This is a genomic window from Gemmatimonadota bacterium, from assembly GCA_009838845.1.
Lineage (GTDB): Bacteria > Latescibacterota > UBA2968 > UBA2968 > UBA2968 > VXRD01.
This window is the reverse complement of record VXRD01000149.1, coordinates 29,140-42,530: the sequence shown is the minus strand read 5'-3', so window position 1 is coordinate 42,530 and position 13,391 is coordinate 29,140. Positions and strand designations below refer to the sequence as shown.

The 13,391-nt window shown below is 51.2% G+C and carries 11 protein-coding genes; all 11 read left to right on the top strand.

Annotated features, from left to right (window positions below):
* Positions 1-19 precede the first annotated feature (19 nt).
* The 11 genes from F4Y39_21025 to F4Y39_20975 all read left to right on the top strand — a co-directional run bounded on the left by F4Y39_21025 (position 20) and on the right by F4Y39_20975 (position 13,356).
* Positions 20-964, top strand: a complete 945-nt coding sequence (locus F4Y39_21025; protein ID MYC16216.1) for a phosphotransferase — start codon at positions 20-22, stop codon at positions 962-964.
* A complete protein-coding gene (locus tag F4Y39_21020) occupies positions 942-2,777 on the top strand; it encodes an FAD-dependent oxidoreductase (protein ID MYC16215.1) in 1,836 nt (611 codons plus the stop codon). The genes F4Y39_21025 and F4Y39_21020 overlap by 23 nt, the downstream gene beginning before the upstream one ends.
* A 59-nt stretch (positions 2,778-2,836) precedes the next feature.
* Positions 2,837-4,432, top strand: coding sequence for an exo-alpha-sialidase (locus tag F4Y39_21015; GenBank protein ID MYC16214.1), 1,596 nt, complete (start codon positions 2,837-2,839; stop codon positions 4,430-4,432).
* Positions 4,433-4,539: 107 nt separating this feature from the next.
* Positions 4,540-4,998, top strand: coding sequence for a nucleoside deaminase (locus F4Y39_21010; GenBank protein ID MYC16213.1), 459 nt, complete (start codon positions 4,540-4,542; stop codon positions 4,996-4,998).
* Positions 4,999-5,026: 28 nt separating this feature from the next.
* Positions 5,027-6,304 carry an FAD-dependent oxidoreductase gene (locus tag F4Y39_21005; protein MYC16212.1) on the top strand — a complete coding sequence of 426 codons (1,278 nt, stop codon included), beginning with the start codon at positions 5,027-5,029 and terminating at the stop codon, positions 6,302-6,304.
* Positions 6,305-6,325: 21 nt separating this feature from the next.
* Complete coding sequence (locus tag F4Y39_21000; GenBank protein MYC16211.1) at positions 6,326-7,750, top strand: sulfatase-like hydrolase/transferase; 1,425 nt, start codon at positions 6,326-6,328, stop codon at positions 7,748-7,750.
* Positions 7,751-7,846: 96 nt separating this feature from the next.
* Positions 7,847-8,707: a phytanoyl-CoA dioxygenase family protein gene (locus F4Y39_20995; protein ID MYC16210.1), complete on the top strand. Its 861-nt coding sequence runs from the start codon at positions 7,847-7,849 to the stop codon at positions 8,705-8,707.
* 45 nt (positions 8,708-8,752) lie between these two features.
* The gene (gene melA / locus F4Y39_20990; GenBank protein ID MYC16209.1) at positions 8,753-10,066 is read left to right on the top strand and encodes an alpha-galactosidase; all 1,314 of its coding nucleotides are present in this window, start codon (positions 8,753-8,755) and stop codon (positions 10,064-10,066) included.
* Positions 10,067-10,140: 74 nt separating this feature from the next.
* A complete protein-coding gene (locus F4Y39_20985) occupies positions 10,141-11,097 on the top strand; it encodes a phosphotransferase (GenBank protein ID MYC16208.1) in 957 nt (318 codons plus the stop codon).
* A 39-nt stretch (positions 11,098-11,136) separates the two neighbouring features.
* Positions 11,137-11,631: a GNAT family N-acetyltransferase gene (locus F4Y39_20980; protein MYC16207.1), complete on the top strand. Its 495-nt coding sequence runs from the start codon at positions 11,137-11,139 to the stop codon at positions 11,629-11,631.
* 75 nt (positions 11,632-11,706) lie between these two features.
* A complete protein-coding gene (locus F4Y39_20975; protein ID MYC16206.1) occupies positions 11,707-13,356 on the top strand; it encodes a S8 family serine peptidase in 1,650 nt (549 codons plus the stop codon).
* Positions 13,357-13,391: the final 35 nt, after the last annotated feature.

Sequence of the window (13,391 nt, the reverse complement as noted above, 5' to 3'; positions counted from 1 at the left end):
TTTATCGGAGGAGCAGTTAGTGGATCAGATTCCACCAAAGGAGAAAATTCAGGAGGCCTTTCGGTCAGCCTGGCAGTTCGATGGTTCTCTCATACCGGTACCAGGCACGGGGCGCCTTTTCTCATTCAAAAAGAATGGGGCGACATTCTTTGCACGATTGAACTGGGCACGGGGTCAGTTCTGTCCGGAGGAAGTTGTCGAGTTCCTCAACCATCTATCAACAAATGATGCCCCTGTCCCCCAGATTGTCCCCACTCTCTCCGGAGATTTGTGTATCATGATCGGAGATGCTGTTGTGCTCTCCGTGGAAACTGATCTCGGTGGGGAACCTTGCAACTCTCGTCACCTCCACCAATTGGGTGCGGTGGGACGTGGACTTGCCAAGATTCATCTGGCATCGGAGAAGTTCGAAAAATCCAGGATGCAGAAGAAAGATCTCACTGGCTTTGTGGAGGTCAGACTTCGGCGAGCGCTTTCCCGTTCTCTTCCTGGCGATCTCTGCGGCGCCATCAAGACCCTTCAGACCGAGTTGCAAACCACCTACAAGCACCTAACACGGACATCCGTACGGTGGATGACAACGCATGGGGATGTCTGGGGTCCCAACGTCCACGCGGATGGCGAGAAAGTCGGTTTCACCGATCTCTGCAACTCTTTTGCGCCAGCTACTGTAGATCTTGTAATGGTCCAACACAGATGGCTAATGAATGATCTGACTGGGGGACGATCTCTATTGAAGAAAGAGATGCTGGATTTCCTACGAGGCTATCTTTCTGAGCGACCACTCTCAGTCGGAGACCGGGAAACATTTGGAGTTGTATGGGCGGCCTACTATGCTGATCAGCTATCGCACTATATTGAGAAACCAGGAACGGTGAGAGACGCCGTGCTCTCACGCTTTGACTTCGAAGGGCAGATTCGGAGACTACCGTTAGCGGTGGATGAGATCAGATCACTGCTATAGAGACGACCAACACATGGAAGGTACTCACTACAACCTCGTCATCTACGGCGGCAATCCCGCAGGCCTTGCCTGTGCAGTTCGAGCTGCGCGTGAAGGATTGACCGTCTTGATCGTCAATCATACACCCCACATCGGTGGACTGCCAGCCAATGGGATGGGACTCTGGGATACACTTTACGAAGGCTGGCGATCGCCCATCTACAATGAGATGCGTCAGGCGATCTTCGATCATTACCGCAATACCTATGGAAAAGATTCACCGCAATACGCAGCCTGCCTGCCCGGCGAAACGGGCCACTCTAATGGCAAATACGAAGCGCGTGTCTTCGAACAATTGTCGGAAGAAATGATACAGGCAGAATCAAACATTACCCTGATCAAAAGCCATTACCCTACCGATATCGAACAAGCTGACCGCTTAATTACAGCCATCACATTCACAGAAATGAATCGCGAGGCAAGCTTCCGAGCTACCGGAGATATCTTTGTCGATACTTCTTACGAAGGCGATCTTCTACCCTTAGCCAATGTCGCTTTCAGAGTCGGGCGTGAATCCAAAGACGAATTTAACGAACCTCACGCTGGTCGCATCTTTATGCGATTTGCAAAGGAGCTTCCCGAGTCAGAACAACACATGGCCGACATTGTTGCATCGCTAAACCTGAGGCAATTTGGTGGTGCGATGGAAACCATCATGCCCGATAGCACGGGCGAAGGCGATGGTGTTGTGCAAGCCATGAACTTTCGCACAGCCCTCAGCAGCGATCCCAACAATCAGGTCAAACCAGAGCCACCAGAAGACTACGATCCCGCACGCATCAAAACCTTACTCCAATCCCTTGAAGTCAACAGACCTGATCGCGGGCAAGATGGCGGACAATTTCCCAACAACAAAAGCGACTGGAACCGACCACAACTTATTGAAGGTGCGACCGACTATGTCCACGGCGACTGGCCAACCCGTCAGCGCATCTTGAAAGACTTCTGGAACATCGTTATTGGCATTTTGTATTTCTTTCAAAACGATCCCGATGCGCCCGAAAACATGCGCGAAGCCTTTGCTCAGTGGGGGCTGGCCAAAGACGAATTTCCCGACAACAATCACATGCCCTGGGAGATCTATGTGCGCGAAGCCCGTCGTCTCGAAGGGCGTTATATGCTCACCGAGCACGATGTTCGCCTGGCCGAAGGCATAGACAGAGCGCCCATTCACTCAGATACTATTGCTATTTGTGAATGGTACACGGACGTTCACGCCTGCCATCCCGAACGCGTCAAAGACAGTCGCGATGAAGGCAAAGTCATGCTCCACAAGCAAACCGTCCCTGGCCAGATCCCTTATCGAAGCCTGCTCACCAATGAATTAGACAATTTCCTCGTCCCAGTCTGCCTTTCTTCCAGCCACCTCGGACAAAGCGCGATTCGTCTGGAGCCCACCTGGATGCAAATTGCCGAGTCTGCTGGTTATGCGGCCGTCCAGGCCATCAAAAACAAACAGACACCGGCCGACATTGATATTGATCAGCTTCAACAAACCCTGGCCGAACAAAATTCCATGCTCACATTTCTCAATGATATTGACCTTAACGACGACTATGCACACAACGCCGCTATACAATGGGCAGGTACAAAGGGATTCTTCGATACATACGATGCCAGACCGCAGGATAAACTTGACCAGCACACAGCGCATCGTTGGATCGATGGTTTTGTCCAGTTGTGTGGAGAAAAACTCGACACCAACACACTCGCACATTTAACCCGAGGTGAAGCCTGCCAAATCCTTTACGATTCCTATTTTCAACAACAATAGAGGCCTGGAGTTTTCCATCCAGGATCAACACGTATCGGCAGATTTTAGAAAGGAATTCGATGTATATCCATCCACGCTCTATCAACGACAAAGTCTTTGACGCCTGGCGCAGTCCCGGCCGCTTTACCAAAAATCCCGACATCATTCGCCTCAAATCCGGTCGCCTTCTGCTCGTTTATTCCGATACCGAAGCCCACTGGGGTGAAACCACCCAAATCCTCACCATCCTCTACAGCGAAAACGATGGTCAAACCTGGGACAAACTGAGCGAAGTCGCAACTGCTGATCGCAGCAAAGGCGATGAGCGTCTCGTAACACCGCGCATAAGCCTCTTAAGTGATGATCGCATTGTTGTCATCTGCGACCACGACGACTTCAGCCATTTTCACGAAGACCAGCCCTCCGGCAACTGGCTCTGGTGGAGCACAGATGAGGGCAAATCCTGGGACGGGCCTTACAAACCCAACATCAGAGGCTTTGAACCCGATCGCATCATGGAACTGCCCGACGGACGTCTTGCCGTCGGTAGCCATATCATGTTTCGCGAAGCTCAAGAATTTGCTGAAATCGCAACCTTTTCATCTGACGGTGGCAAAACCTGGGGCAATGAGGTCACTGTTGCCCACGATGGTTATAACCGATTTTGCGAAGGCGCAATTGTCATCCTCGACGGCGGCAAAGAAATCGCCTGTGTCATGCGCGAAAACCGCTCTGGAGGTGTGCCCAGTTTTGTAGCTTTCTCTCAGGACAATGGACGCACCTGGAGTGCCCCTCAGATGTGTCCTTTTGCCCTCCATCGTCCGTATGTCAGACAACTCGAAGATGGCCGCTGCATGGTCACAGGTCGCCACGTCAACGGCGGTCTTGGCTGTTATGCCTGGATTGGCGACCTCAAAAAAGAAGCGGGGACATATGCCATCGGTGGTCCCCGCAGAAAATACAGTGCAACACTTAATGAAAATGGTCTCACCATTCATCACAAACCCGAGCACGAATGCCGTTACAGCCTCCTCCCGCCACAGGATCGCTTCAGTACCGTCAACTTCGAAGCTGAAGTGCAAGTCGAAGGCCCACCGGGAGAACCCATTGCCTTTATGTCTTGTGGCAGCATTGGCGATATCCTCTACATCGGCTCTGACTTCATTTCTCTCGGTAGGCTCGAACGCACCGATTTGCATAAAAAAATCGACTTCTCACAACCACGAAAAGTCGCTTATCGCCACAAGGGCGGCCTCTTGCGCATACAGGTTGATGGTGAAGATATGATTTACCGAAACGTCTTCCGCGGAGAAACACACATCTCAGACCATACCTCATCCCGCCCCGATATGCGTACCATGTTTGGCCAATGGAGTGACACAGGCAGTAGCACCTGGACATCCGTCAGCTTTTCATCGCAAAATCGAACCTTCGATGACTGGTCGTGGAACTGGTCTGCCTCCTCCGGTGAATACCCCGATCAATATCAGCGCGACCGCTTCGTTCAAATCCATGCCAACCATCCTGATCAAGAACCCCGCCCTGATCACGGATACTCATCCTGGCTCACCTTACCCGATGGCCGCATCATCCTGGTCGATTACACCAATTATGGCGACGAACCCAACAAAAGCCACATCGTAGGCGTATTCATTGCCCCAGAAGACATTGCATAGGCGATAACATAAAGAGATTGCCAATCCATCAAGCATCCCACATATTTTCCGAACTAAAGGTTGGTTTTTTATATACAAACTCACATCAAAAATGGATCCGACAGGGCATGAGCCACAACGATTATATGCGACAGGCCATTGCAATGGCGCAGAAGGCACCCAGGTCTCCGTTCGGCGCGGTGATCGTTCGACAGACAACAGGCGAGATCATCGCAAAAGGGGTTAACCGTTCTTCGGAAGATCCGACACTCCACGGCGAGATTGACGCGATCAATCGTTGTGCGGCAGCCCATTCACAGATCGACTGGACAGAACTCGATTTGTACACGACAGCTGAGCCGTGCCCCATGTGTCAAAGTGCCATCGAGTGGGCCGGAATTTCTACTGTTTACTATGGGACTTCGATCCCTTATCTGCAAAGCCTCGGTTGGCGGCAAATCGATATCCGCGCCAAAGAGGTGGCTCGCCGTACTCCATTTCGGCAAACCAAAGTAATCGGCGGTATTCTCGAGTTCGAGTGTAATGCCCTGTTTGAGGCCGCCCACAAAAGTGACTCCAAGGAGTGAGTCTATATATAGTTTGGGGTAAGAAAATATGGAGCATATGAAAGACGATGTAGATGTGCTCGTAGTTGGCGGAGGCACAGCGGGCACGATTGCTGCCATACAAGGGGGGCGCGCGGGACTTCGCACGGCTCTGGTTGAATCTGGCAGTCAACTCGGCGGTGTCACCACAACAGGCGGCGTTTCCTTCCCCGGGCTTTTTCATGCCTGGGGAAAGCAGATTGTCGCGGGCATTGGATGGGAACTGGTTATAAAAGCAGTAGCACTTGACAGTGGCCAACTGCCGGATTTTTCCGTCTTCTCTCCTGAGCGCCATTGGATGCACCAAATACGCATCAATGGCCCTGTATATGCGGCACTTGCAGAAGAAGCCTGTACTCAAGCAGGTGTGCAATTGCACTTTTATGAAATACCGACGCAAATTTTAGAAACAGACAGAGGTTGGAAAATCGAGACTGTCGGAAAAAACCTGCGGCGCACCATCCTGACCAAACAGTTAATTGACTGCACCGGCGGAGCAAATATTGTGGGCCAGATCGGTTTTCCTCGTTTGCGCGAAGAAGAAACACAACCGGGCACATTGATTTTTAAACTGGGTGGTTATGATGTTGATACGCTGGACGAAGATGTCATACAGAGACAGTTTATCGCAGCCATGAAAGATGGCCGATTACAACACGGCGATGTAAGCAATCCGCGCGCACGGTTCATCGGCTACCTTGGAAAAGGCGGAGAAAATGCCCAGCATGTATTTGGCGCTGATGCATCGACCTCTGACAGGCATACAAAAACCAACATTGCAGGGCGACAATCTTTGTTGCGGATTTTGCGGTTTGTACGTTCACTGCCTGGATGCGAAAATGCCCGCGTTTTAAAAGCGCAGGCAGAAACCGCTGTGCGCGAAACCTATCGCATTGTTGGAGAGGTGCAGATAACCCACGATGATTATACCAGTGGGCGACATTTTGAGGACGCTGTATCGTACTCTTTTTATCCGATTGACCTCCATGACAAAGACGGTGTAAAGCCCCAACCTCTGCCTGAAGGCACAGTTGCAACAGTTCCACTACGCGCACTGATCCCTAAAAACAGTCATAATTTACTTGTCGCTGGACGCAGTGTGAGCAGTGACCGACTTGCAAATTCTGCTTTGCGAGTACAGGCATCCTCAATGGCTATGGGACAGGCAGCGGGTGCAGCAGCAGCAGTATCTGTGCGTTTGGAAACAACACCCCGCGACGTTCCGCTTTCTGATTTACACGATCTACTCGTGCTACACGGCGCAGTTGTCCCTAAAAAAGACATCTAAAAAACAAAGGCCGAACTTTTTATGCCTGAAAAACCTGATATTATCTGGATTTACTGTGACGAACTGCGCACCGATGCGCTGGACTGTTATGGGCATCCCAGATTGCAGTTGCGCACGCCAAATCTCGACCGTTTGGCGTGCAGCGGTGTGCGATTCACAAATAACTTTTGCAATGCGCCTGTTTGTGTTGCCTCCAGATATTGCACGCTAACTGGTCTCTATCCCGAAGACACAGGCGTGTACAACAACGAAGGTGCATGGCCAAATTTCCGGTTGCCCCGTATCCTGCAAACTTTCCCTAACGTATTTTCACAGAACGGCTATTCAACTGCCAATTTTGGAAAGATCCATGTTGCCCCCGAAATACGTCCAGGTGCCAATCCAGAGCATGAAATCTTCCAATACCACGACGGAACAGGTGGTGAAATGAAAATCTGGGAACATCTTGGCGCAGACGCTGTGCAGATGATCCGCTCGCCCTACGGCGGCATGAACGGCGGTATTTTCCCAGACGGTGAACCCTATCCTCCCGACTCAGTCGTTGAAAATGCTTTACACTGGCTCCAAACGGCAACCTCCCCTTATCTCGTGCGCATTTCCCTTCTTCAGCCCCACACGCCGGTATTACCTCCAGCACAATACGTAAAGCTTCTCGACGATTGGGATCCCGGCCTGCCCGATCCGCTGCCTGACACCCTCTCTGCATTTGAAAAACGCGTTGCCGAAGTTTTTGGTGTGGCCAGAATGGATCCCGAAAAACTCCGTGCAGGACGCCTTCACTACTACGCACAGGTCGCCTGGATTGACACTCAAGTCGGACGGGTCTTAGAGTTTCTTGAGGAAACTGGACGACAGGAACAAACGCTCATCGTATTTGGTGCGGACCACGGCAATCCACTTGGCGAGACAGGCGCCTTCGAAAAACTGACTTACACGCCCACAGTGCATCGCGTACCACTTCTAATCTCCTGGTCAGACACCATACCTGCAGAGCAAGTGCGGGATGACATCTGCGATAGTCTGGACATTGCACGAACACTCTTTTCTTTTGCCAACATCGAGACACCTTCGCAATTCAAAGGCCGCGATCTTTTCACTGATCCACCCCCCGACTGTATCTACTCTACAATCGGATATGGCCAGCCATTCAGCAAGATGGCACCCAACGGTGGCCGTGGCGACTGGTATGGTAATCGCGGTTGGCCACGGCGAAGCTGCATACGCACGAGCCAGTATCGCCTTGATAAAAATGTGTTGCTCAATGGCGAAAAACCGAAACCTGAAGATGAAGACATTTTCCTCGCAGATGTGTACGCTGATCCAGAAGAATTCACAAATATAGCACGAGATCCAGAATGTGCAGATGTTGTCCACCAATTGTCTGATCAACTGGACAAACACACAGCAAATTCTGTAGAAGTAGATCCGTCATGTTTGCAGAGATAGAAGATGCTTTGGAAAGAGAGCGAGAATGAAGCCTGAGAAATCATTCACCCCGGAACTTGAAATGGCCATCATCAAGCACCTCAATAGGAGGAGGAAATGGCAGTGAAAACGGAACTCACAGACGAAGACCTGGAGCACTTCCGCGAGAACGGTTACCTGGTGCTCCCACAGGCATTCAACGCCGATGAAGTCGCCCGCATGCAACATGAAGCAGATCGGATACTCGAGCTCATCATCAACTCTTCCCTGGCCAACGGGCGAAAAAGCGGGCGACTCGACATTCTGCAGACATCTACCGGGCCGATGGTGCGCAAGATCCAGCCCATTAACGACCTGTCGCTGTTCCTGGCCGGAGTGTCTGCCGACGAACGACTCATCGGACCCATGCGTCAACTCATGGGTGACGAGCCGATTCTCATGGAGGAGAAGCTGAACTACAAAGAGCCGCTGCCCGAAGCGATAGAGGGCATCCCATTGGTCGATCGAGAAGACCGGTTTCCGGTTCACAACGATTGGGCGTATTATCTGGCGCAGGATTACCCGCAAGAGATCATCTCTTCGGCCGTGACTATAGATCCGTACGACGAATCGTCCGGACCGCTTCACGTCTGGCCGGGGAGTCACAAACAGCACCTGGAACATCGCCGACCACCCAACAAAAGGGGATGGGAAGTGCTACCGGATTTGATCGATTTCGATGGGGGCATCGACCTGTTGGCGCCGCCCGGCTCCATCATGCTCTTCCATTCGGTGCTGGTCCACAACTCCAGGCCGAATATTTCCGGTCGTCCGCGGAGGCTCATGATCTACAGTCATTACCCCAGGCAAAGCGACATCGGGCACGATGTGAGGAACGGGCCCAGCAGGCTCAGGGAATCGCCCTACGAGTGGGAGTATCAGCGGGCGAAGGAACGCGGTGAATTCGAGGATGTGTTCCAGGCGCCGGTGTTTTCCTGATTCCTCACTCGCTGAGTTCATTACCTTTTCATACTGGAGGTTTTAATGGCAAAAATTGTAATCATTGGTGCTGGCAGTGGATTCGGAAGCCGACTGTCCCTCGATATTTTATCTCGTGAATTATTAAACGATTCCACAATCGCACTCTGTGATATCAACGAAGAGCGATTGACCCAGGTGCACGATTACGTGAACCGCGCCATTGATGGCCATGGGCTCCCTGGCAAATGCATCGCCAGCACGGATCGCGAAGAATTATTGCCCGGCGCAGATTTTGTCGTCACTGCCGTATCCATTGGAGGCGCAGCCTACTGGGGCGAACCTTACGCATCTGAAATCAACATCCCCAAAAAGTACGGCATTAACCAAACTGTCGCCGACACAGTAGGTGTAGGAGGAGTGTTCCGTTATCTTCGCACCGCACACGAGCACCTATCATTTTGCAAAAGCATGGAAAAACACTGCCCCGATGCACTCATGTTAAATTATACCAACCCCATGGCCATGCTCACCTGGATGCATTCTATCGGTTCATCCATCCAAAACGTCGGCCTCTGCCACAGCGTACAGGGCACAACAAAAAAACTGGCAAATGGCATTGACGTTCCCTACGAAGATGTTAGTTACCTCGTTGCGGGGATTAACCACCAGGCCTGGATTCTAAAATTCAACAGAGACGGCGAAGACCTGTATCCTCGCATCTTCAAAGCCGTCGATACCCATCCCAGTTTCAAAGACGACCTGGTGCGGGTCGAGATGATGAAGCAATTTGGCTATTTTGTCACCGAAAGCACCCGACACAATTCAGAATACCTCCCCTACTTCCAGCGCACTCAGGAATTGCGGGACATCTACAACCTGCCAGAACGCGATCCCGTCTATATGGAATTGCCCGAAGGCCGCAAACGGTCCTGGATGAAAGACACGGGCATCACAGATGACGATACCGAAGCCGAAGTCCCAAAACTGCAAGCATCCCACGAATACGCTTCTTCAATCGTAGAAGCAAAAATCACAGGTGTCCCATTTGTCTTCAACGGCAACGTCATGAACAACGGATCTATCACCAATCTTCCCGACGAATGCTGTGTTGAAGTACCCTGCATGATCGACAGAGAAGGCATTCATCCCTGTTACGTTGGTGAACTCCCGCCTCAGTGCGCCGCATTAAACATGACCAACATCGCCGTACAAGAACTCTCCGTCAAAGCTGCAATGGAAAAAAATAAAGAAGCGGCATTCCATGCTTGTGCATTGGACCCACTTACTGCATCCGTCGTATCTTTACCCGATATCCGAAAAATGTTTGAAGAACTCTGGGAAGCAGAAGGCGATCGACTCAGTTATTTTGATGCCTGATAAGGAGTACACATGACCGCACTCACAAATGAAGTCGGATCCGTCTGCTGTAACACTTGCGTATCGGTAGCCAGATGAAAGAAGCTAAACGGGCTTTGGAGGCTTGGGATGTCTCCGTCCAGTGCATCAGAGCAGACGCAGTCCCAGAAGTGTATCACGTCGAGTCAACCACAGGCGAGCGCTTCGTTCTGAAGAACGTCGGCGCGCCCGATGTGCTGGTGCGTACTGAGACTCAGTTCCGAGTCACACGTCATGTTCATGACTCGGGTCTTCCCATAGCCTATCTGGTCGAGACCAGGTCTGGCTTGTCTTATAGCAAAATCGACTCGTCCATCTACATTTTGATGCCCTTCCTACCAGACGACGAACCTGACTTCTATGGCCCAGATTCAGGCCCGCTCTATCGAACTTTAGGAGCAGCCTACGGTCGCTTGCACGCCATCTTGGCCGACTTTGAGGGACCCATCGAGACGTGGGAGGACAACGCCTATGAACCACTTTTCAAAGACTATGTTCCCAAGGCGCTACCCAAACTTTCTGGTGAGGCAAGACGAAGAGTTGAGGACACGCTGAGTGAAGTTGAAGGCCACCTGCGACTGATCGCGTCTTCGTTGCCGATGGAGCCAGTATTCCAGGACGTGCATCGCGGAAATGTCCGGATGGTCAAGGGTGAATTTCGCGGGTTCATCGACTGCGATCACATCAGTATTGGACATCGGATTGACGACATCACGACAGCTCTGATTTCGATGATCAAGTACGAAGGTCGCAATGGCCTGCCTTCAGAGGGAGAGACGGGTGAGCACCGTCGCTGGTGGCTGGCTCACTTCAGCGAGTTTCTGGCGTCCTACAACGCGGTTAATCCGCTTCGTCCGTTGGAGAGAGACCACATGCCGTATGTGATGCTTTCGCGCTGTCTCCCAGAGCTTGAGGAGATAGAAAAGGGGAATACCTGTTTGCAACTCCTGGAATGGTTCCAGGCTAATCGAACGGAGATAGAGGTCAGATTCGAAGAAGCGGTTGGCGAGTAAACGCAGTGTCTGGCAACAGGCCACAGAGGCAGGTTTATTATGGAACGCATCAATTTCAAACGGGTAATTCCAGCCGACCAGAACCGATTTCGTCCACTCGTCGAAGCTTACTGGCTGGAGATCATGCCACATGCCGATACGGTATGTACATCTGATAGTCGGGATTCGTATTTCGCAGATCGTTTTCCCCTGTCCAGCACTGAACCAAGGGTATTTTGGGGGCTAAGCGAAGGATCCCCAGTGGGATTTATTTCATTCTCCATATCTGGCACCAGGGCAGAGATAAACGACTTTTACGTTGTTCCTGCCAAGCGCAGGAGGAGCATTGGGACGTTCCTGGTAAAATCAGCCATAGAAATTACCGATAGTCTGGGAGTTGATAGGATCGATTTAAATGTCCGACGGGACAATCCAGAAGCCTTGAAATTCTGGGAAGCACAAGGATTTATGATTGGGCACTACGAACTGATTCAATACCGGGATCCTGAAAAGCGAGTTGGATTTTTGGGAGCCCTTTCCTCTGATTTTGTGTAAAATGTCCAATCTAAAAGAGAAACACAACACCCGCAAAATCGCGCAAAAAAATCATCTCTTCTTGAGGAGTAATTCATAGTGTGGCCAACACTGCGAGACTTTCTGCAAGTTCCTGTTGAGCTTACGGGGAAAGGTGTCCGTATTGCTGTTGTCGATGGTAGATTTTCAAATCATCCCGATATTAGTACAAATAGACACCGTACAACCCACATAGTACATGTGATGGATTCTGAACCACGCCCCGAAGTGTTTTATCCAGAACCCGAACCCTGGGCAGCAGGTAGTTCGCACGCGCTGCGTGCCGCCGCTGGTGCTGCAGGATCGGGGGCTGCATCGCAGGGATTATACACAGGTGTTGCGCCAGAGGCAGACCTATTTCTCATTGCTATGTACTTCCCAGAGCATAAGTCAAATCCTGATCAATATTTACCAAGTCTAAAAGCGCTGGAATGGGTTCGGGACAATTGGCGAAAGTACGAGATTCGGGCAGTTATGGCAGCACGCATATTTCGGACAGACTCAGGCATTCTCCCCTGGCAGATGGAACCGCTTCGCATTTTGTGTGAAGAACTGGCCTCAGAGGGCGTGCTTGTAATCTCGGGATCAGGCAATGTGCCCGACCAGACTGCAGCGACAGCGCAGACCGCATCCCCTTCTGTGCTATCTGTGGGTGGCATCATAATCTCACCGAGCGGAGATCCATCCCAAGCCGAAATGTATCAAGGATGCCGTGGAACGACATTTGAGGGAAAATGGGTTCCTCAAATTCTGGCACCTGCGGCGAACATTGCCCTCCCTGATGTAGAGGTCGCGCACCCCCTTCATGCGAAAATGGACAACCTTCCAGGTGGCTATGCCCGCACAAATGGCACATCCTTCGCAGGACCAATTCTGCTTGGAGCCGCCGCCTGTTTGTGGCAAGCCCATCCAAATTGGACAGCCACGGAAATGAAATCAGCACTCATCGCTTCATCAAAGAAAAAACCTCAATGGTCAGAACTACGTGCTGGTCTCGTATCCGTGCGTGATGCGCTGGTAATCAAAGAAACCGAGAGTACACCTGAGCTTTCGATTACTCCCTTCCGAAACTGGTCATCGTGGCGGAACCGCCCCCTACAACAGAGATTGACAAAACTCAACAGCACTGATCATGAGGAAGTGAAGGATGCAATCCTTTCTTTTCTTGGAAATGCCATCCCGCCTCAAGCAATAGAGCCAATAAGCAAGCACGTCAAACACCCTATAGCGACTGTTCGCACAGCAGCATTATGTGCATTGGCAACCGAACCGGCTCAGATAAATGCGAACCATATACTGGACGCGTTCCGAGATTCTTCGCCGAACGTCCGGATGGCGGGCGTTTACTCGCTGCAAAAGTGCCAGAATTTGTGGCCCGATTGTAAAACGTCATTCTCCAATCTACTCAACGATACAAGCTTAGATGTTCGTTATCAATCGCTTCTACTGGCCGCACAAATGGCTTATCCAGATTTTGCCGCAGAAATCGCCGCTGGCCTTGAAGAAGACACCCAAATGGGTCGCGTAGCGAACTTCACGGCCCGAAGAGATGCGTTAGAGGCAATAACAGGACAGCAGTTTCCGCTTAACTCACCTCCAAAACCGGGAAATATACCCCATTCAAACTCGGTTCGAGATGCGCGAATGGATTTGGCACGTCAATGGAAAGATTGGCTCAGTCGTGAGTGGGTGACAAAATGGGGTTAGAATAACGAAGTAACAAAACGACAAATCATTGATAA